This is a genomic window from Paludibacterium purpuratum, from assembly GCF_004363805.1.
GTDB lineage: Bacteria > Pseudomonadota > Gammaproteobacteria > Burkholderiales > Chromobacteriaceae > Paludibacterium > Paludibacterium purpuratum.
Genome location: NZ_SNZP01000015.1, coordinates 31,611 through 52,786 on the forward strand (window position 1 = coordinate 31,611; position 21,176 = coordinate 52,786).

At 61.7% G+C, this 21,176-nt stretch carries 18 protein-coding genes; 16 read left to right on the forward strand and 2 right to left on the reverse strand.

Going from position 1 to position 21,176, the window contains the following annotated elements:
- Positions 1-54: 54 nt before the first annotated feature.
- From DFP86_RS16395 to DFP86_RS16455, 13 genes are all read left to right on the forward strand, one after another.
- Positions 55-411 carry a hypothetical protein gene (locus DFP86_RS16395; RefSeq protein ID WP_133683245.1) on the forward strand — a complete coding sequence of 119 codons (357 nt, stop codon included), beginning with the start codon at positions 55-57 and terminating at the stop codon, positions 409-411.
- Positions 408-845, forward strand: a complete 438-nt coding sequence (locus DFP86_RS16400; protein ID WP_133683247.1) for a protein YgfX — start codon at positions 408-410, stop codon at positions 843-845. The genes DFP86_RS16395 and DFP86_RS16400 overlap by 4 nt, the downstream gene beginning before the upstream one ends.
- A complete protein-coding gene (gene folC / locus DFP86_RS16405; RefSeq protein WP_133683393.1) occupies positions 845-2,110 on the forward strand; it encodes a bifunctional tetrahydrofolate synthase/dihydrofolate synthase in 1,266 nt (421 codons plus the stop codon). The genes DFP86_RS16400 and folC overlap by 1 nt, the downstream gene beginning before the upstream one ends.
- 7 nt (positions 2,111-2,117) lie before the next feature.
- Positions 2,118-2,897, forward strand: a complete 780-nt coding sequence (locus DFP86_RS16410; protein ID WP_133683249.1) for an SPOR domain-containing protein — start codon at positions 2,118-2,120, stop codon at positions 2,895-2,897.
- A gap of 4 nt (positions 2,898-2,901) precedes the next feature.
- Positions 2,902-3,402, forward strand: coding sequence for a CvpA family protein (locus tag DFP86_RS16415; RefSeq protein ID WP_133683250.1), 501 nt, complete (start codon positions 2,902-2,904; stop codon positions 3,400-3,402).
- Between the two features lie 82 nt (positions 3,403-3,484).
- Entirely contained in the window at positions 3,485-5,017 is a 1,533-nt protein-coding gene (gene purF / locus DFP86_RS16420) for an amidophosphoribosyltransferase (RefSeq protein WP_133683252.1), read from the forward strand.
- 43 nt (positions 5,018-5,060) lie between these two features.
- Positions 5,061-6,236, forward strand: a complete 1,176-nt coding sequence (locus DFP86_RS16425; protein WP_133683254.1) for an O-succinylhomoserine sulfhydrylase — start codon at positions 5,061-5,063, stop codon at positions 6,234-6,236.
- 316 nt (positions 6,237-6,552) lie between these two features.
- Positions 6,553-7,191, forward strand: coding sequence for a TetR/AcrR family transcriptional regulator (locus DFP86_RS16430; protein ID WP_133683256.1), 639 nt, complete (start codon positions 6,553-6,555; stop codon positions 7,189-7,191).
- A gap of 109 nt (positions 7,192-7,300) precedes the next feature.
- Entirely contained in the window at positions 7,301-9,760 is a 2,460-nt protein-coding gene (locus DFP86_RS16435) for an acyl-CoA dehydrogenase (RefSeq protein ID WP_243729423.1), read from the forward strand.
- 65 nt (positions 9,761-9,825) lie between these two features.
- Positions 9,826-10,197 (forward strand): acyl-CoA thioesterase, encoded by a 372-nt coding sequence (locus DFP86_RS16440; protein ID WP_133683258.1) that lies wholly within the window; start codon positions 9,826-9,828, stop codon positions 10,195-10,197.
- A gap of 186 nt (positions 10,198-10,383) precedes the next feature.
- Positions 10,384-11,820 carry an OmpP1/FadL family transporter gene (locus DFP86_RS16445; protein ID WP_133683260.1) on the forward strand — a complete coding sequence of 479 codons (1,437 nt, stop codon included), beginning with the start codon at positions 10,384-10,386 and terminating at the stop codon, positions 11,818-11,820.
- Between the two features lie 166 nt (positions 11,821-11,986).
- On the forward strand, positions 11,987-14,365 hold the full coding sequence (locus DFP86_RS16450; protein ID WP_133683261.1) for a 3-hydroxyacyl-CoA dehydrogenase/enoyl-CoA hydratase family protein: 2,379 nt from the start codon (positions 11,987-11,989) through the stop codon (positions 14,363-14,365).
- A 15-nt stretch (positions 14,366-14,380) separates the two neighbouring features.
- Positions 14,381-15,583: an acetyl-CoA C-acyltransferase gene (locus tag DFP86_RS16455; RefSeq protein WP_133683263.1), complete on the forward strand. Its 1,203-nt coding sequence runs from the start codon at positions 14,381-14,383 to the stop codon at positions 15,581-15,583.
- A gap of 104 nt (positions 15,584-15,687) precedes the next feature.
- Here the strand turns inward: DFP86_RS16455 and DFP86_RS16460 are convergent, their stop codons facing one another.
- Positions 15,688-16,605, reverse strand: a complete 918-nt coding sequence (locus DFP86_RS16460; RefSeq protein ID WP_133683265.1) for an aspartyl/asparaginyl beta-hydroxylase domain-containing protein — start codon at positions 16,603-16,605, stop codon at positions 15,688-15,690.
- 247 nt (positions 16,606-16,852) lie between these two features.
- Between DFP86_RS16460 and DFP86_RS16465 the strand changes: the two genes are divergently transcribed.
- From DFP86_RS16465 to DFP86_RS16475, 3 genes are read left to right on the forward strand one after another with little or no spacing between them, the layout of a single operon-like run.
- Positions 16,853-18,283, forward strand: coding sequence for a coniferyl aldehyde dehydrogenase (locus DFP86_RS16465; protein ID WP_133683267.1), 1,431 nt, complete (start codon positions 16,853-16,855; stop codon positions 18,281-18,283).
- Between the two features lies 1 nt (position 18,284).
- Positions 18,285-18,800 carry a hypothetical protein gene (locus DFP86_RS16470; RefSeq protein WP_133683268.1) on the forward strand — a complete coding sequence of 172 codons (516 nt, stop codon included), beginning with the start codon at positions 18,285-18,287 and terminating at the stop codon, positions 18,798-18,800.
- On the forward strand, positions 18,797-20,410 hold the full coding sequence (locus tag DFP86_RS16475; protein WP_133683270.1) for a GMC family oxidoreductase: 1,614 nt from the start codon (positions 18,797-18,799) through the stop codon (positions 20,408-20,410). Before DFP86_RS16470 ends, DFP86_RS16475 begins: the two co-directional genes overlap by 4 nt.
- A gap of 76 nt (positions 20,411-20,486) precedes the next feature.
- Here DFP86_RS16475 and DFP86_RS16480 read toward each other — a convergent pair whose 3' ends face one another.
- Positions 20,487-21,131, reverse strand: coding sequence for a TetR/AcrR family transcriptional regulator (locus tag DFP86_RS16480; RefSeq protein WP_133683272.1), 645 nt, complete (start codon positions 21,129-21,131; stop codon positions 20,487-20,489).
- Between the last annotated feature and the right edge of the window lie 45 nt (positions 21,132-21,176).

A 21,176-nucleotide genomic window follows, 5' to 3' on the forward strand; every position in this document is an offset into this window, starting at 1 on the left:
CACGAATATGCGATACAATGCTGCCCTGGTCAAAAACAGTAGAAGGACGACTCCATGTTTTTTGTCGATCGCTCCGTGGCGGTAATCAAGCCCAAACAACCGTTCCATCAATGGCTTCATGCGCTGCCGGACAATGACCTCGATCTGACGCTCGATACGCTGCGCAGTAACTGCAACGCCATTCTTTTGCCTGATTTCGACGAGCCTGAAAAGTGCGTGGCTTATCTGGACGAAATCTACGAGCAACTGTTCAAGATGGAGTTGGCGGGTTGGTGCGAAGATACCGCGCTTTGGCCGCAAGATATGTCGCTCAAGGCGTTCTGGGAATGGTTCGACGTCGAAATCCACTCCCAGGTGTTCGACAGCGTCGAGGGCGATATCACCAACCGTCCGGCCGGCGAGACCGAATGACCGGGCGACGCGTCGCGTTGGAATCGGCGGCGGATTTTACCGTGCCGCTACGTCGGTCGCGCTGGTGGCTGGCCGTGATCGCCGGTTGCTCGCTGGCGTTCTGGGTATGCTGGCCCGATGCCGCGCCGCTGTGGTGGCTGATACCGCTGCCTGGCCTGCTCTGGTGCCTCTGGCGCGAGGCGGGCGACCTCGAGGCGCTCGAAGTGCGCGGCGGCGAACGGTTGGCTGTCCGCCAAGGCGGCGAATGGACCGACGTCGAGCTGTGCGACAGCAGCGTGGCGCTGCCCGGATTGATTGTGCTCCACTATCGGCAGGCAGGCCGGCGCCGACATTGCGTGCTGCTGGCCGATTCCGCGTCGAGCGACGCATTGCGTCGCCTGCGGATGTTCATTCGCTGGCGCGTTCATGCGCCGGTGTTCCAGGGATCCCGATGATGCAAACGCGCACCTTGCCCGAGTGGCTTTCCTATCTTGAAACCCTGCACGCCAAAATGATCGACCTGGGCCTGGAACGGGTTGGTCGCGTGCGCGATGCCATGGCGCTCGCACCGGCCTGTCCGGTGATCATGGTTGGCGGCACCAACGGCAAGGGCTCGGTCAGCGCCATGCTGTCCACCATGCTGATGCGTGCCGGTTTCCGCGTCGGCACCTACACTTCCCCGCATATCCTGCGCTACAACGAGCGCGTCGCTATCGATATGCGGCCGGTCGACGATGCGGCATTGCTTGATGGTTTCGCGGCGGTCGAGGCCGGGCGCGGCGACGTGCCGCTGTCCTATTTCGAATTCGGCACCTTGGCGGCGGTGTGGTGCTTCCTGCGCGCGGAGGTGGACGTGATCGTGCTGGAGGTCGGGCTGGGCGGTCGGCTCGATGCCGTCAACGCGTTCGAGCCCGACGTGTCGGTCGTGGTCAGCATCGACCTCGATCATCAGGACTATCTCGGCGACAACCGGGAAAGTATCGGCTTCGAAAAAGCCGGAATCTTCCGCTCCGGCAAGCCTGCCGTCTGCGCCGATGTCGATCCGCCGCAAAGCCTGCTCGACCACGCTGCCGCCATCGGTGCGCCGCTCTACCTGGTCGGCCGCGATTTCGGCTTCAACCGCCTCGAACAGCAGTGGTCGTTCCATCTGGGCGAACGGCACTGGCACGCGCTGCCCTTGCCGGCGTTGCGCGGTACTTACCAACTCGGCAACGCATCTGCGGCGCTGGCGGCGCTGGCCTTGTTGCACGATCGCCTGCCGGTCGATCTGGGCGCCATCAAGCGCGGCTTGCTCGAAGTCGATTGGCCCGGGCGTTTCCAGGTGCTGCCGGGGCGGCCGCAGGTGGTGTTCGATGTCGGCCATAACCCACACGCGGTGCGCGCCTTGGTGGCGAACCTCCGCCAGTTGCCGTTCGCCGAAAGTCGTTATGCGGTGTTCTCGATGTTGGCCGACAAGGATCTGGAGACCGTGGCCGCTTTGGCGGCGGACGAATTCGACGGCTGGTTCGTCGGGGGGCTGGACATGCCGCGCGGGCAGAGCGGGGCGCAGATCGCCGAACGGCTCAAGGCGCAAGGGGCGAAAAATCTGCGGGTTTTCGATACGGTTTCCGACGCATGGAAGAGTGCCTTATCGGTTGCCGCGGAGAATGATAGAATCGTCGTTTTCGGGTCGTTCCATACCGTTGCCGAGGCGATGTCCGCCCGGCAGTCACTAACCTGAGGATTGCATGGCCGGTCTGTCCGCTCAAGAAGAACTGCTGCTGCTGAAAAAGCGCGCGCGCCGACGCCTGGTGGGCGCCGTGGTGCTGGTGCTGATCGCCACCGTGGTGTTGTGGAAGGTGCTGGGCCGCGGGGCGGAACAGCCGATGCGACCCGAATCGGTGTTGGTGGTCGGTGTGGCTTCGGGGGCGGCGCAAAGCGCGGCGCCTGCCGCGCCGGTCGTGTCCTCCGCGCCGAAGGAAGCTTCGCGCCCCGAGGCGACGGCCTTGCCCGAATCCCTCTCCACGATGTCGCAGCCGGTCGCGCCGGATCTCAAGGCGCGCGCCGAGGGTTCTGCGCCGCAAAACGCCGTGCCGTCCCACAAATCCGCTGGCGGCGAGGCTTCCGCCCCCGCGCACAAGCGTGCGGCCGACGCTTCCGCCGCACATGCCAAGCCGGCGCATGCCAAGACGCCGCCAGCGGCCGCCAAGCCGCATAAGGCGGTCGACCCGGCCGCCATTCTAGAGGGACGCGCCGAGGGGGGCGACGCCGCGCCGGTGGCCAAGCCAGCCGACGGTGGCGGCAAGTTCGTCATTCAATTGGCCGCGCTATCCGATTCGGCCAAGGCCGACGCCCTGAAGGCGCGACTGGCCGATTTGGGTGTCGATGCCCGCTTTAGCCGAGTGCAGACCAGCAAGGGCGCCGTCACTCGGGTGCGGGTCGGTCCCTTCGCCAGCCGCGCCGAGGCCAATGCCGTGCTGAAGAAGCTGGCCCATGCCGGCGTCTCCGGCATCGTGGTAGGGCAATAAGACCATGACCGCGCTCGATTACGTCGTGATCGCCATCCTGATCGGTTCCGTGGTGGTCGGCCTGGTGCGTGGCCTGGTGGTCGAGGTGCTGTCGCTTGGTGCTTGGCTGATCGCTTTCTGGTGCGCCAAACAGTTCTCCCCGGCGCTGACCGGTTTCGTGCCGAGTACCCTGGCATCGCAAGGTTTGCGCATGGTGGTCGCCTTCCTCGCGGTGTTCTTCGTTGTCTGGCTGCTTTCCTGCTTGTTGCGCGTGGTGCTGACCGGTTTGTTGGACTCGGCCGGACTCGGCGGAGTCAACCGATTGTTGGGCGCCGGTTTCGGGCTGGCGCGCGGCGCGCTGGTGCTGGCGGTGCTGACCCTGATCGCCGGGTTGACCGATCTGCCGCGCGAGCCTGTCTGGCGCAATGCTTTGTTGGCGCCCCCGCTGGAGGCTGGGGCACTGGTATTAAAACCCTGGTTGCCGCCGATATTGGCCGGCAGCCTGCATTACCCGGATAAAGGGTGAGACAAGCGGAATATCTTGATATCTTCAACTCAAGATTTCCGCTTTTTTTTATGGTCATTTCGGTTTCTGGAAGAGAGCGAATATGTGTGGAATCCTGGGTGTGGTCGGTCAGTCGGCCGTCAATCAATTGCTATATGACGGTTTGCAGGTGTTGCAGCATCGGGGTCAGGATGCGGCCGGCATCGTTACCGCTTCCGGCAAAACCTTTCACATGCACAAGGGTAGCGGCATGGTGCGCGACGTCTTTCGCACACGCAATATGCGTTCGCTGCAAGGTACGGCCGGCATCGCCCATGTGCGCTATCCGACAGCGGGCTCGGCCACCTGTCTGGCCGAGGCGCAACCGTTCTACGTCAACTCGCCCTTCGGTATCGTGCTGGCGCACAACGGCAACCTGACCAATACCGACGAACTCAAAGCCGATATGTTCCGGCACGATCTGCGGCATATCAATACCAGTTCCGACTCGGAAGTACTGCTCAATGTCTTTGCGCACGAAATCGCACAGCGCGTCGAGGGCTATGAGCTGTCGGTCGATGCGGTGTTCGGGGCCGTCGAGGAAGTGCATCGCCGGGTAAAGGGCGCTTACGCCGTGGTCGCTATGATCGCCGGCTACGGCCTGGTGGCTTTCCGCGATCCGAACGGCATCCGCCCGCTGGTCATGGGGGTGCATGCGCATAACGGTAAAACCGAAACCATGTTCGCCTCCGAGTCGGTGGCGCTCGATTGCTCCGGCTTCGAACTGTTGCGCGACGTCGAACCTGGCGAAGCCGTGTTCGTGTCCTTCGACGGCGACGTCCATGCGCGCCAGTGCGCGGGAGCCACACGGCGTGCGCCTTGCCTGTTCGAGTATGTCTACTTCGCCCGGCCGGATTCGGTGATCGACGGTGCCTCGGTCTACCTGTCGCGCATCGCCATGGGTGCCAAGTTGGCCGACAAGGTGCGCCGCGTGCTGCCCGAGATCGATATCGACGTGGTGATGCCGATTCCCGATACCAGTCGGCCGAGTGCGCTGCAACTCGCCAACTGCCTGGGGCTGCCGTACCGCGAGGGCTTCATCAAGAATCGCTACATCGGCCGTACCTTCATCATGCCCGGTCAGGCGGTGCGCAAGAAATCGGTTCGCCAGAAGCTCAATCCGGTCGCCTCCGAGTTCAAGGGGCGCAATGTGATGTTGGTCGACGATTCCATCGTGCGCGGTACCACTTCCAAGGAGATCGTGCAGATGGCGCGCGACGCCGGCGCCAAGAAAGTCTATTTCGCTTCCGCCGCACCTGCGGTACGCTTCCCCAATGTCTATGGCATCGACATGCCGACCCGGGCCGAATTGCTGGCCACCGGGCGCAGCGAGCAAGAGATCGCGCGCGAGATCGGCGCGGACGCCGTGATCTACCAGGATCTGAGCGCCTTGATGGAAGCGGTGCACAGCGTCAACCCGAACCTGAGCGAGTTCGAGACCTCGTGCTTCGACGGCAAGTACATCACCGGCGATATTTCGCAGGCCTACCTCGACGCTATCGAATGCTCGCGCCTGGCGGCCAAGGCCGGCGAGGAAGATGCCTCGGCACAGCTTATCGACTTGAACCTGAACGTGGCCGAGCAGAACTTGATTTAGGGGTTGTCCGGCAAGCGACGGCATAAACAATAAAAGAGCAACCATGAGCGCATCCAACCCACCATTGCATCCTGAAACCCTGGCCGTGCGCGCCGGCCGCGAGCTGAGCGAATTCGGCGAGCACAGCCAAGGCGTATTCCTGTCGTCAAGCTTCACCTTCGGCAGCGCCGAAGAGGGCGCGCGCCTGTTCTTGGGCGAACAGGAAGGCTATACCTACTCCCGTTTCACCAATCCGACCGTCAGTGCGTTCCAGAACAGGCTCGCGGCGCTGGAGGGCGGCGAGCGCGCCATTGCCACCGCCAGCGGCATGGCGGCGATACAGGCCGTCATGTTGAGCAATCTGCAGGCGGGCGACCATCTGCTATCGTCGCAAAGCTTGTTCGGTTCGACGTTGAATCTGTTTGCCGGCACGTTGTCGCGTTTCGGCATCGAGACCAGCTTCGTCGCGCCGACCGACTTGGCGGCCTGGCGTGCAGCCATTCGGCCCAATACGCGCATCCTGTTCGTCGAAACGCCCTCCAACCCATTGACCGAAGTGGCGGACATCGCTGCGCTGGCGGCGTTGGCGCACGCGCATGGTGCGCTGCTGGTGGTCGATAACTGCTTCTGTTCGCCAGCTTTGCAGCAGCCGCTCTCACTCGGCGCCGATTTGGTGGTGCACTCGGCCACCAAGTTTCTCGATGGCCACGGGCGGGTGCTCGGTGGCGCGGTGGTAGGCAGCGATCGCCTGATCGAACCGATCTATCTGCATGTGCGTACCGCCGGTCCGTCGCTGTCGGCATTCAATGCCTGGGTGTTGCTCTCCGGGCTGGAAACCCTGTTCATCCGTATGGATCGGCAGTGCGCGACGGCATTGCAACTCGCGGGCTGGCTCGCCGAGCTGCCGCAGGTGGAGCGTGTTTACTACCCGGGGCTGGCCAGTCACCCGCAGCACGAGCTGGCCATGCGTCAGCAGCGCCAGGGCGGCGCCGTGCTGTCCTTTGTGGTCAAGGGCGGGCGTGAAGCGGCCTGGCGTGTTGTCGATGCGATCGAGTTGATTTCGCGCACCGCCAACCTGGGCGATGTCAAAAGCACGCTGACGCACCCGGCATCCACGACGCATGCGCGCGTCACGCCCGAGGCGCGCGAGCGGGCCGGCATCGTCGAAGGTCTGCTGCGCGTCGCGGTTGGGCTTGAGCATGTCGATGACCTGAAGAACGACCTCTTGCGCGGATTGTAGCCCGCAGGGATGCGCGAGCCGCGCATCCTTTGTTCGCCTGTCGCCGCCTAGCGCGGCGACGTCTCTCTGCGGCTTGTGCCGGCCATCTCCGCATTTCTGCTCGTCTAAGAACCCAGTGAATAGTACGTCTGTTTGAAACGGTGTTTGTTTTGTCGCCGGTTTTAATTATATTGTCATGGCCTGCCGGATGGACGTGGGCGTCGCATGCTATACGGCTATTGACATGGATCAAATTAAAACGTAAGTTTCAAACGTGTGTTCTAAACGCGCTTAGCATCAAAAGCGCGATAACAAGATGACAGGAGCAGGAAACAGTATGGACACAGCCAAGCCCGATACCACCAGCCGGATACTCGACGTATCCGAGCGTCTATTCGTCGAGCATGGTTTCGAGGGAACGTCGCTGCGCATGATTACTCAGCAAGCCGGCGTCAATCTCGCCGCGGTCAATTACCACTTCGGCTCGAAGGATGCCTTGTTCGAGGCGGTATTCCTGCGTCGGCTAGCGCCGCTGATCAATGCCTGTCTGTCGGAATTGGATACGCTCGAAACACAGCCCGAGCCCTCGGTCGAAGGCTTGGTCATGAGCTTCATCCGTCCCTGTTTGATGCTGTCGAAAGATCCTTCGCGCGGCGGAGCGATCTTCGTGCGTTTGCTGTCGCGCACCCTGGTCGAGAACCATCGCGTGCTGCGCGAAACGCTATCGCAGCAATACAGCCTATTCGTCGAACGCTACAGTGCCGCTTTTCAACGCGTATTGCCCGATCTGGATGCCGAAGAGCGCGCTTGGCGTATGCATTTCTCCTTCAGCGTCATGTTTAACGCCTTTGCCGGCAACGATGTCTTGAAGATTTTTACTCGCAGCCAGGTGGTCAGTGCTCGCGACCCGGACATGATCGTCAAGCACCTATTGCCGTATGTGGTCAGTGCCTTGGTGGCGCCGGCACGTATCTGAAGTTTGCAGTCATGGCTGGATATCCCGTCCGGCAAAACAATAAATCCCGGCAGATCAGGGCCATCGATGCCCGGCAAGCCGGAACATGGGTCAACACGAGGAGAAGTCTATGTTGTTATCTGTTGTCGTCCTGATCGTGCTCCTGGGGTCGCTGGCGTACTTCCGCGCCCCGGTTCTGCTGTGGAGCGTGGCGGTGGCAGCCTGGCTCGGCGCGCTGCCGGTGTTGGGTGCCGCGAGCGGCGTCGCCCCCTGGGTGTGGGGCGTGTTCGTCGTGGTGGCTGCGGTGCTGAACATCACGCCGTTGCGCCGTGTCGTGTTCACCGGACCGGTATTCGCCATTTTCAAGAAAATCACCCCGGCCATGTCGCAGACCGAGCAGGAGGCGATTAATGCCGGTACCGTGTGGTGGGATCGCGACCTGTTCTCCGGTAAACCCGACTGGCGTCGTCTCGAATCCTTCCCGGCGCCGAAGTTGTCGGCCGAGGAGCAAGCGTTTATCGACGGCCCGACCGAAACCTTGTGCGGCATGATCGACGATTGGTCGATCACCCACGAACAGATGGATTTGCCGCCGCAGGTATGGGATTTCATCAAGCAAAGCGGCTTCCTGGGCATGATCATCCAGAAGAAGTACGGCGGCCTTGAGTTCTCCAATTACGGCCACGCCAAGGTGGTCACCAAGATCGCCACCCGCAGCGGCTCGGCCGCGGTGTCGGTGATGGTGCCCAACTCGCTGGGGCCGGGCGAATTGCTGCAGCATTACGGTACCGAGGCGCAGAAAGATTACTATCTGCCGCGTCTGGCGCGTGGCGAAGATATCCCTTGCTTTGCCTTGACCAGCCCGTATGCCGGCTCCGACGCCGGTAGCATTCCCGATTTCGGCGTGGTTTGCCGTGGCGACTATACCGATCCGCGCACGGGCGAGCACCATCAGAATGTGCTGGGCATCCGCGTGACTTGGGAAAAGCGTTGGATTACGCTGGCGCCGGTGGCGACCGTGCTCGGCCTGGCCTTCAAACTGTTCGACCCGGATGGCCTGTTGGGCGATAAGCAGGATATCGGTATCACCTGCGCCCTGGTGCCGACGGCGCACGCTGGCGTGGAAATCGGCCGGCGCCATTTCCCTGGCGGCGCGGTATTTATGAATGGTCCGACCTGGGGTAAGGATGTCTTCATCCCGATGGACTGGGTGATCGGCGGCCAGGAGTACGTCGGCCAAGGCTGGCGCATGCTGGTCGAGTGCCTGTCGGTGGGACGTTGCATCTCGTTGCCGGCCATGTCGGTGGCTTCCGGCAAGCTGGCCAGCTTCGTGACGGGCGCCTTTGCCCGCATTCGCGACCAGTTCGGCCTGCCGGTCGGCAAGTTCGAAGGTGTCGACGAGGCGCTGGCCCGCGTAGGCGGTCACACCTACCAGATGGAATCCGCGCAGGATCTGGCTTTGACCGGTCTGGACCTGGGTGAAAAGCCGTCGGTGTTGTCGGCGGTGCTCAAGTATCACAACACCGAACGCATGCGCAAAGTGGTCAACGACGCTATGGATATCCATGGCGGCAAGACCGTGGTGCTGGGGCCGCGCAACTACCTGGGACGCGCTTATCAAGCGATCCCAATCGCCATCACGGTCGAAGGCGCCAACATCCTGACCCGCTCGATGATCATTTACGGTCAGGGCGCTATCCGCTGTCATCCGTTCGTGCTGCGCGAAATGCGCGCCGCCATGGATAATAATCTGGCCGAGTTCGACGATGCCTTCACCGGTCACATCGGCTTTATCGGCAGTAACAAGGTGCGTGCCTTCTGGATGGGCCTGACCTGCGCCGCGCTGGTGCGTAGCCCGAGGGGCGGGGCGACCGGGCGTTACTATAAGCAGATTACCCGTTTCTCCAGTGCCTTCGCGCTGCTGTCCGATATGGCTATGTTTAGCCTCGGCGGTTCGCTCAAGTTCCGTGAGAAACTGTCTGCCCGCTTGGGCGATATGCTGTCCGGCCTCTATATCGCCACCGCCGCGCTCAAGCGCTTCGAACGCGACGGCGCTCACCAGGATGATCTGCCCTTGGTGTGCTGGGCGGTCGAATCGGCGCTGCACGATGTTCAACAGGCCATGCACGGCTTCCTCAACAATTTGCCGAACCGTGCGCTGGCCTGGGCGCTGCGTCGCCTGATCTTCCCGTGGGGGCTGACGCTCACGCCGCCGTCCGACAAGCTGGGTACCCAGGTGGCGCGTACGCTGATGACCCCGGGCGCCGCGCGCGAACGGTTGACGCGTGGGATCTTTGTCTCCAAGGACGAGCGCGACGCCGTCGGCGTGATGCCGATTGCTCTGCAGGCGATCCTCGACACCGAACCGCTGGAGCAGAAGCTGCGCAAGTTGGCGCGCGAAGGTAAGTTCAAGACCCTGACCGCGCGCGAACGGCTGGCGGAAGCGCTGCAGCAGCAACTGCTGACCCAGGCCGAATTCGATGCCGTGACCCGTGCACGCAAGCTCAAGCGCGATGTGATCATGGTCGATGACTTTGACATGAAACTTGAAAAGCATGACGAAGGCTTGCTCGAACGGCTGATTTTCTGATTGCACTGCAACATATGTCTCGACCGGGCCGATATTTCGGCCCGGCTTGGGCGATGGAGGTGGTTATGACAAGCGATTCATCGCCCGCGCCGGCGCTGTGCGTTCAGGCGACGCAAGAGAGTCTGGACGATCATGGCAGGGTACGTGCCGGCTGGCTTTTGACCCAGATCGACCTGGCGGCGACTCGGGCCGGCGAGCGCCTGACCCAGGGGCCCGTTGCGGCGGTTTCGGTCAATGCCTTTCAATTGCAGGTGCCGATCTATCTCGGCGACATGGTGACGCTTTATGCCGAATGTTTACGCAAGGGGCAGCACTCGCTGGTGCTCAAGATGACGGCACAGGCCCAGAGGGGCGACGGCTCGATGGTTGCGGTGGCGGAAGTGATCATGACGTATGTGGCGGTCGATTTTCAGGGGAAGTCCCGGCAAATCGGTTAAATTTTGGTGATTGTATACAGATTTGGGTGGCGTGTTGCAAAGCGGCGATGTGAAACACGCGTTTGGAACAAGTGCTCGGTTTTTTAGTGGACAGACTCTAATTCTCTGGTAGTATCCCTGCAGGAACGCCTTGCGTTTCTCATAAAATACGCCAAATCAAATATTATATGCATCGAGAGGGATAACATGAGACTCAAGCTCCTCAGTCTGTCGGTGATGGCCATGGGCGCCGCGGCGCTGTCCGGTCAAGCACTGGCTTCGGGCTACAACTTCGGTTCGCAAAGCGTGGCCGCCCAAGGTACCGCGCACGCCAACGCCGCCGAAGCGGCAGATCCGTCCACGATCTATTACAACCCGGCCGGCATGTCCGAACTGGATGGCACGCAGTTCCAATTCGGCTTGACCGACGTCATTCCGGACTCGAAGTATACCGATAGTGGGTCGTCGCATCGTTACTTGAACGGCACTACCGGTTTGGGTCTGGGCGGCAATCAGACCAACAGCAGTTTCGCCCCGAGCTCCGTCATTGCACCGACCATGTACTTATCGCACAAGATCGACGACAAGTTCACGATTGGTATGGGTATTTTCGTGCCGTTCGGCGCCAAGCTGGGCTATGGCAGCAATTCGGTCAATCGTTATGCGCTGGAAAATATCAGCCTGCAAACGATCAACTTCAATCCGTCGATTTCGTTCAAGCTGGACGAGCACAACAGCTTTGGTTTCGGCCTTTCGGCGCAGTACATGAAGGCCAAACTGCAGAAGGCGGTCGATACCCAGACGGGGATCTTCCTCTATGGCGCAGGCTTGGTCCAGGCTGGCCAAGTGGCACAGGGTACTGCGCTGATGGGGCTTGCTCCGTCATTGGGCGACGGGCAGGTGACGTTGGATGCCGATGGCTGGGGCTATGGCTTCAACCTCGGCTGGTTGTACAAGATGGACGACCACACCCGCTTCGGTTTGGCTTACCGCTCGCGCATCCGTACGACGCTCGACGGTACCGCGACTTGGGATTACAGCGGTGTCTCCAATGTCCCGGCGGTACAACAAGCCTTGGCTGCCTCGGTTCACAATACCTCTAGTGCCCACACCACCGTGGACACCCCCGACTCTGCATCGGCCAGCTTTTATCACGATCTGACCGATAAGGTGGCTGTGATGGGTACCGCCACTTGGTGGGGCCACTCGGCGATGAAGAATATTACCATCAACTTCGATAAGTCTGGCGAAGGGGCGATGGTAATCCAGCAAGGCTGGAAGGATTCGTGGACCTACGCGCTGGGCATGAACTACAAGTACAGCGATGCCTTGCTGCTGCGTACCGGTGTCGCCTACGAGCAAAGCCCGGTGCCGAACGACAATCTGCGTCACGTCGCGCTGCCGGATAGCGACCGTACCTGGTTGTCGCTGGGTGCCAACTACAAGTTCAACAAGAATAATTCGATCGACTTTGCCTATAGCTACATCTGGTTCAAGAACGCCAACGTGAACTACACCGACAGCTGCAACCCCACCAATGTGAACAGCGCCGGTGGCTCCTGCACCGGTAACGGCGAAACCACGAAGGGTTCGTACAAGACCAATCTGCAAATGATCGGTCTGGCTTACAACTACAGCTTCTAATCAACCGATCGGTTAGAGGCGTGGTGGCGGGCGGTGCCGTAACAGGCGCCGCCCGTCGGCAGTAACGGTAGGGTTGAGGGGCCCGACCGAGAGGCGGTGGGTTCCGTCGTTCCAGGCGGAAGATACACCGTGACTCAAACATGAGTATTCAATCAACGAGGAAACCATGTCTCAAACCAAATTCATCGTGCGTAAGGTGGCGGTGCTCGGCGCCGGTGTGATGGGGGCGCAGATCGCCGCTCATCTGGCCAACGCCCGCGTGCCGACCGTGCTGTTCGACCTGCCGGCCACGACCGGCGACAAGAATGCCATCGCGCTCAAAGCGATCGAGGCGCTCAAGAAGCAAAAACCGTCGCCGCTGGCGGGCAAGGATGCCATCGGCGCCATCACGCCGGCCAACTACGACGATCACCTGTCGCTGCTGAAGGATTGCGACCTGGTCATCGAAGCCATCGCCGAGCGCATGGACTGGAAGGCCGATCTGTATCGCAAAGTGGCCCCGCACCTGGGCGAAAACAGCATTTTCGTCACCAATACCTCCGGTCTGTCGATCAACACCCTGGCCGACAGCCTGCCGGAAAGCCTGAAGCCGCGTTTCTGCGGCGTGCATTTCTTCAATCCGCCGCGCTATATGCACTTGGTGGAAATCATTCCTTGCCGCGGCTCCGACGCCGGCATGCTGGATAACCTGGAACGCTTCCTGGTGACCACGCTCGGCAAGGGCGTGATCCGTGCCAAGGATACGCCCAACTTCGTCGCCAACCGCATCGGCGTGTTCTCGATGCTGGCGACCATTGCCAATGCCGAGAAATTCGGCATTCGCTTCGACGTGGTCGACGATTTGACCGGACCGCGCCTGGGACGCCCCAAGTCCGCCACCTTCCGCACCGCCGACGTGGTGGGGCTCGACACATTCTCGCACGTGGTCAAGACCATGCAGGACACCCTGCCGAACGACCCGTGGCATGGCTTGTTCAAGTCGCCGGAGTGGCTGCAGAAGCTGATCGCCGCAGGCGCCTTGGGCGCCAAGACCAAGGTCGGCATCTATAAGAAGGAAGGCAAGCAGATGTTTGTCCTCGACCCGAAGAGCGGCGAATACGTCGGCTCGGGCGAGAAGGGCGACGACGCGGTCAAGGACATCCTCAAGAACCCGGATCCTGCAGCCAAATTCAAGGCTTTGCGCGAAAGTCAGCATCCGCAGGCGCAATTCCTGTGGGCTTGCTTCCGCGACGTATTCCATTACATCGCCGTGCACCTGGCCGACATCGGCCATTCGGCGCGCGACGTCGATTTCGCCATTCGCTGGGGCTTCGGTTGGAGCGTCGGTCCGTTCGAGACTTGGCAATCGGCCGGTTGGCAGCAGGTTGCCGGCTGGATCAACGAAGACATCCAGGCTGGTCGTGCGCTGTCATCCGCCGCGTTGCCGGCATGGGCATTGGCCACCGATCGTAGCGGCGTGCACTTCGTCGACGGTTCCTATGACGCCGCCGGCAATCGTCTGGTTGGCCGTTCCAGCCTCGATGTCTACAGCCGTCAACTGGCACCGGCGCGTGTATTGGGCGAACAGAATGCCCCGCTGGGCGAAACCGTGTTCGAGAACGACGGCGTGCGCGCCTTCACCACCGGCGACGACGTGTTGGTGGTGTCGTTCAAGAGCAAGGCCCATGCCATCGGACCGGACGTGCTCGAAGGCGTCAATGCCGCACTGGATATTGCCGAAGCACGTTTCAAGGCTCTGGTGATTTGGCAGACCGAAGAACCGTTCTCGGTCGGCGCCGACCTGCAGTCGATGATGCCGGCTTTCATGATGGGCGATTGGGATAGTATCGAGAGCATGGTGCGCCGCTTCCAGGACACCTCGATGCGCCTGCGCTACAGCCAGATCCCGACCGTGGCCGCGACGCAAGGTTACGTCTTCGGCGGCGGCTGCGAGTTCGCCATGCACGTCGACCGCGTGGTCGCCGCGTTGGAGTCCTACGTCGGCCTGGTGGAAGTGGGCGTCGGCCTGCTGCCGGGCGGCGGCGGCTGCAAGGAGTTCGCATTGCGTGCCTCGCAACAGGCCAAGGGCGGCGATATTCTGGCCGCGCTCAAGGACTCCTTCATGACGGTCGCTATGGCCAAGGTCGGCACCAGCGCGATCGAGACCCAGGAAATCGGTTACTTCCGACCGACCGACGTGGTGGTGTTCAACGCCTATGAACTGCTGTACGTCGCCAAGCAACAGGCACTGGCCATGGCCGAATCCGGCTATCGTCCGCCGCTGAAGGTCAAGTCTTTCCCGGTTGCCGGCCGTACCGGTGCAGCATCGATCAAGGGCCAACTGGTGAACATGCTCGAAGGGCGTTTCATCAGCCAGCACGACTTCTTCATCTCCGGGCTCATCGCCGATGTGATGACCGGCGGCGATGTGGATGCGGGCACCGAGGTCGACGAGCAGTGGATTCTGGATCTGGAACGCAAGGCCTTCATGACCTTGCTGAAGAACAGCAAAACCCAGGATCGTATTGCCAATATGCTGACCACCGGCAAGCCGCTGCGTAATTGAGGGAGATAAAGAATCATGGTTAAGCAAGTTCAAGAAGCCTATATCGTCGCCGCGACCCGAACCCCGGTGGGCAAGGCCCCGCGCGGTATGCTGCGCAATGTGCGCCCGGACGATTTGCTGGCGCACGTCATCCGCGGCGCGCTGGCTCAAGTGCCGTCGCTCGATACCAGTCTGATTTCGGACGCCGTGGTCGGTTGCGCCTTCCCGGAAGCCGAGCAGGGTCTGAATATGGCGCGTATCGGCGTGTTGTTGGCCGGCCTGCCGGACACCGTCGGCGGCGTGACCATCAATCGCTACTGCTCGTCGGGCATCAATGCCGTGCAGATGGCGGCCGACCGTATCCGTTTGGGCGAGGCCGACGTGGTGATCGCCGGTGGCGCCGAGTCGATGTCCATGGTGCCGATGATGGGCAATAAAATCGCCCTGAACCCGGAAATTTTCGCCAAGGACGAGAATTACGCCATTGCCTACGGCATGGGCCTGACCGCCGAGAAGGTGGCGCAGCAGTGGGGTGTCTCGCGCGAAGATCAGGACGCCTTCGCCGTCGAGTCGCACCGTCGCGCCTTGGCGGCGATCCAGTCCGGTGCCTTCAAGTCGGAAATCACGCCGTTTGAAGCCACCTATCGCCGCCCGAATCTGGAAACCGGTGAAGTGCAGATCAGCAAGAAGCTGCTCGATACCGACGAGGGTCCGCGTGCCGATACCACGCTGGAAGGTCTGGCCAAGCTCAAGACGGTGTTCGACGCCAAGGGTTCGGTCACTGCCGGCAACAGCTCGCAGATGTCCGACGGCGCCGGCGCCGTGGTGCTGGTCTCCGAAAAGATCCTCAAGCAGTTCAACCTGACGCCGTTGGCTCGCTACGTGACCTTCTCGGTCAAGGGGGTTCCGCCGGCCATCATGGGTATCGGTCCGAAGGAAGCGATTCCGCTGGCTTGCCGCCAAGCCGGCATCGGCCAGAACGATCTGAAATGGATCGAGCTGAACGAAGCCTTCGCCGCGCAAGCGCTGGCGGTGATCCGCGATCTGGAGCTCGATACCTCGATCGTCAACCCGCATGGCGGCGCCATCGCCTTGGGCCACCCTCTGGGTGCGACCGGCGCGATCCGTACCGCCACCGTGCTGCACGGTATGCGCAACAAGGGTATGAGCGGCTACGGTATGGTGACCATGTGTATCGGTACCGGCATGGGCGCTGCGGGGATCCTGGAAATCCTGTAATCCTTGTCGCATAAGAAAGTCGAAACCCCGCCGAACTCGCGTTCGGCGGGGTTTTTCTTGTGGGAGCGGCTTTAGCCGCGATCGTGGATGTCGGCCGTCTTGCCTCAGAGCGCATCCCAACAAAGCCACAGCACAATCGGTCCGGCCAGGATCAGCCATTTGAGCACGTAGTAGGTCAGGCGGTTGCGGGCCTTGATGCGTTTGCCAAGCAGGCGCACCTGTTGGACGTAATGGAAGGCGCGATTGAGGCCGCCGACCCGGTCGCCATCGTTGTTGGGGGCGCTGGCGGCGGCGAGCAGTAGCCGGCTGAGCAGGCGGTTGACCCAGGCTGCCGGTGCGAACCACATCGGTCGTTCGACATCGCAGAATAGGATGATGCGCGGCAGGTCGGTCGCGTTTTCGGCATAGTGCAGATAGGTTTCGTCGAATAACACCGCTTGGCCGTCGCGCCAGCTGTAGCGCTCGCCATCGACTTCGATATAGCAGTCGTCGTGGTTGGGTGTGACCAGTCCCAGGTGGTAACGTACCGAGCCGGCAAAGGGGTCGCGATGCAGCACCAGCCGGCTACCGGGTGGCAGCGACGCGAACATGGCCGCTTTGATATTGGGAAACTGCTGCAGCAGCGCCGTGGTGTAAGGGCACAGCAAGGTTGCCGATGGGTGCGGCTCGCCGTACCACTTCAGATAAAAGCGCTTCCAGCCCGATTTGAAAAACGAGTTGAAGCCGACATCGTCGTAGCGATTGGATGCTTTGATGTCGCCCATCCCGTAGAGCTGGATGGCTTCGTCGCGAATGCGCTGCCAGTCGGCGGTGAGTGTGGCCAATTCGGGAAAGTTGCTGGCCGGCAGGTATGGCTTGGCTGGCGCGCGCGCGAACAGATAAAGGAAACAGTTGATGGGCGCCATGAAGGTGGAGTGGTCGCTCAGTTGGCGCCAGAAGTCCAGCCGCACTCGACCGCGGAAGTGGATGTAGACGGTGGCAAGTGCAAAGGCGGCCAAAATCGCCAGCTTGATATAAGGCATTTTATGTCAGGCGAATAAAAAGTGTCGAATCATGATTTATAGCACGATAAAGCACGGGCTGTACTGTCCGCAGGACTGAGCAATAGCGTGGTAAAAATAATACGACCGGCGGTCAATTTATTATTTCCCGTTGGAGAAGCCGGTCTTTTCTGATGACAGGGTAATTTCGACGATGCTATTCTGTCTAGAGCCCGGGCTCTAAACGATCGTTCGATTCGTGGTCCGTTATCATTAGTGAGGAGAGATCATGGGGAATCCGCTTGCCGAACCGGTATTGCTGGGCGAGCCACTGGAGGCGGCATTCGCCGAGCTACGGCAAGCCAGCCGCGAGGCGCCGTGGCCGACGTTGGACGAACGTCGCCAACGCCTGGCTCGTTTGGCCGACATGCTGCTGGCGCGCCAGGACGCCATTGCCGATGCCATCAGCGCGGACTTCGGTCATCGTAGTCCGATGGAAACCCAGCTGGCCGAGCTATTCCCCTCGTTGGAGGGTATTCGACATGCAAGGAGCCGCTTGAAACGTTGGATGCGGCCGCAGCGGCGTGGCGTTTCCATCTGGTTCCGCCCGGGGCGCAATCGCGTGCTACCTCAGCCCCTGGGTGTCGTCGGTATTGTCGTACCCTGGAATTATCCCTTGTTCCTGGCGATTGGGCCGTTGGTTTCGGCCTTGGCCGCCGGCAATCGCGCCATGATCAAGATGTCCGAATTCACGCCGCGTACCGGCGCGTTGCTGGCCGAGTGCCTGGAGCAGGCGCTGGGGCGCGATGTGGTTCGGGTTTTCAATGGGCCGGTCGAGTTGGCACAACACTTCTGTAAGTTGCCTTTCGATCATCTGCTGTTTACCGGCTCGACGCCGGTCGGGCGCCAAGTGATGCGCGCGGCGGCCGATAATTTGACGCCGGTGACGCTGGAGTTGGGCGGCAAGTCGCCGGTGCTGGTGGCGCCGGATGCCGACTTGGCGCGCGCGGCGAAGTCCATTGTGGGCGGTAAGCTGCTTAACGCCGGCCAGACCTGCGTGGCGCCGGACTATGTGCTGGTGCCGCGCCGACAGCGCCAGACATTGATCGAGGCGTTGAGCGCCGCCGCCGCGAAACTCTATCCGCATTTGGCGGAAAACGCCGATTACAGCGCGATCGTCAATCAACGTCACTATGAACGACTGCTTGGCTGGGTCGAAGAGGCGCGCGCCGCCGGTGCGCAGGTGCTGGCGGTCAACCCGCGTGCCGAGTCGCTGGCGTCGGTGCGCAAGGTGCCATTGACCTTGGTCTGGCAATGCCCGGACGAAACGCAGCTTATGCGGGAGGAATTGTTCGGGCCGGTGTTACCGATCGTCGAATACGACGATCTGGCGCAGGCTATCGATTACATCAATCAGCGCCCGCGGCCGTTGGCGCTGTACCTGTTCAGCGACGATGCCCGCGTGCAGGAGACGGTGCTGCAGCGGACCGTCTCCGGCGGGGTGGTGATCAATGAAACCATGTTGCATGTGATTCAGGACGATTTGCCGTTCGGCGGGGTCGGCGCATCTGGCATGGGGCATTACCACGGCTACGAAGGCTTTCTGTCGTTCTCCAAGCTCAAGCCGATCTACCGCCAGCCGCGACTGAATACCCGTGGGTTTCTGCTGCCGCCATATGGCGCACTGGCGCGCTGGCTGATGAAAATGATGGTGCGTTAGCATGCTGACACGTCGGCAATTGATCAAAACCGGGCTGCTTGGCGGGGTGCTGATTGCCGGGGCCGGTTGGTGGGCGCGACCCGACGGCGATCTGGTGGCGGCCTTGCCGTGGCCGATGGCGTTCCTGACCGCGCACGATGCCATGCTGCTGAGCGTGGTGGCACCGGTGATGTTGGCGGTGGAGGGGTTGGATGCGCCGTTGGTGGTGCGCGGCGTCGATCAAGCGATTGCCGCACTGCCTTTGGCACTGCAGCGCGAGTTGCGTCAGTTGTTCGATTTGTTGGCCAATCGCTGGGGGCGACGCTATGTCGCGGGCGTCGTCGAGCCGTGGCATCGGGCCGATCCGGCCGATATCGCCCATTTTTTGCAGGCATGGCAACTCAGTCGCTGGCAGCTGCTGCGCACGGGCTATCAGGCGCTGCATGCACTGATCAATGCCGCCTGGTATGGTGATCCGATCAGCTGGCCTGGCATGGGCTATCAGCGGCCGGCGCGCATTGTGGGGCTATTGCGATGACGGCGATCAAAATGGCGATCCCCGACCCTTGGGAGACGGGGTTGAGCCAGGGCTGGCAGGTGACCGACGGTGCCGAGCTGACAGAGGATCTGACCTTGCAAGCCGATGTGGCGATCGTCGGTAGCGGCGCCGGTGGCGGCATGGCGGCCGAGGTGTTGGCCGAGCACGGTTTCTCTGTGGTGCTGATCGAGGAGGGCGGATTGAAAAGCTCGCGCGACTTCCATTTGTTGGAGCGCGAGGCCTATCCGACGCTTTATCAAGAAGCGGCGGCGCGTAAGACAGCCGACCGCGGCATCACCATTCTGCAGGGGCGAACGGTCGGCGGCGGAACCACCGTCAACTGGACTTCGTCGTTTCGCACGCCGGTATCGACCTTGGCTTGGTGGCGCGAGCAGCTGGGCTTGCACACGCTGACCGAGGCGACGCTTGCGCCATGGTTCGAGCGGGCGGAAACCCGGCTCGGCGTAGCCGATTGGTTGGTCGAGCCCAATGCCAACAATCAAGCGCTGGGTCGTGGCTGCCGCGCCTTGGGGATTCCTTACGGTCAGATCCGGCGCAATGTGCGCGGCTGCTGGAACCTCGGCTACTGCGGCATGGGCTGCGCCACCAACGCCAAGCAGTCGATGTTGGTGACCACCATTCCGGCGGCGCTGACCCACGGTGCGCGCCTACTGACCCGGTTGCGGGTCGAGTCGCTGCAGTTCAATGCCGCAGCGGATCGGGTCTCGTCGCTGCGCTGCCTGGCATTGGTAGGAGATGGTATTCGGCCCAGCGGCCGGACGGTCACTATCCAGGCACGCCAGGTGGTGTTGTCGGCCGGCGCCATCGGCACGCCTGCACTGTTGTTGCGTAGCGCGGCACCCGATCCGCACGGTTTGTTGGGCCGGCGCACTTTCCTGCACCCGGTGGCGCTGTCCGGCGCCCGTTTCAAACAACGCATCGATGCTTTCGACGGCGCGCCGCAAACGCTGTATAGCGATCATTTCATGCATACCCAGCCGATCGATGGGCCGTTGGGTTTTAAACTGGAGGTGCCGCCGGTTCATCCGTTGCTCATGGCGGCGACCTTATCCGGCTTCGGGGCGGCACATGCGGCGCAGATGCGGGATTTGCCGCATTTGCAGGTGATGCTGGCGCTCTCGCGCGACGGTTTTCATCCGGCGAGCCAGGGCGGCGCGGTGCGTCTTGGGCGCGATGGCCTGCCGCAGCTCGATTATCCGTTGGGCGATGTGGAGTGGGATGCGATCCGTCGCAGTTGGCTGACCATGGCCGAGTTGCAGTTCGCCGCAGGGGCCGAGTCGGTGCTGACCGTACATGAATTGGCACGTCCGGCGCGGAGCTGGGCCGAGGCGCGCCGCCAGATCGGCGACTTGCCGCTCAAGGCGGGGTTGGCACGGGTGGTCAGTGCGCACGTGATGGGTGGCGCCGCCATGGGGGCGGATGCCCGCAGCGGGGTGGTGGATCAATGGGGGCGGCATTGGCAGTTGACTAACTTGACCGTGATCGACGGTTCGGTGTTTCCCACCAGTATCGGCGCCAATCCGCAGTTGTCGGTGTATGCCTTTTCGTTGCGCGCCGCCGAGGCGTTGGCGACGCGCATGCGTCCGTAGACGCGGCCGTGGGAACGGCCTCAGCCGCGATTTACTTGCGGTGGCCCATCGCGGCTAAAGCCGCGCCTATGCGTGTCTAGCAGGGGTAGCGGTCGGCCAGCATCTGGTAGGCGGCGACGAACTGCGGCTGCACAAATGGCTTGAGTAGCGCCAGTACCTGGCGTACGCCGCGATAGCCCGACAGTTCGGTGATCGGCGCCTTCGGACGCGAAGTCTGCTCGAAGGCGAACCAGAACTTGACCACCAGCCAGATATTGGTGCCGACCGGACCGATATCTTCTTGCTCCATCTTCAATAGACCGAGGCGGATGAATTCCTCGAAATGCCGTGCCAGCAGATTCTGCAGGTCGGTATTGACGAATTGGTGGTACTCCGACTGCAACTGCGGATTGCGTGCCAGCAGGCCGGGCAGGTCGTAGAACATGAAGCGGAACTGCCACATCGCCTGGAACGCGGTATCCAGGTAGTTGACCAGATCGTCCACGGTCATGGTGCGGTTGTTCGGCGCCGCCAGACGTTGGTTGATGAAGTCGCGATACTGCAGAAAGATCTGGTAGACGATCTCTTCTTTGTTGCGGAAGTGATAGTACAGATTGCCCGGGCTGATGCCGAGGTGCGCCGCGATGTGGTTGGTGGTGATGCTGCGTTCGCCTTGCTCGTTGAAGAGCTTCAGGCTTTCCTGAATGATGCGGTCGTAAGTCTTGATGCGGGTTCGGCTCATGGCGTTCAGGCTTGTCGATTTTTCGTTATTGTCGCACGTTTGGAG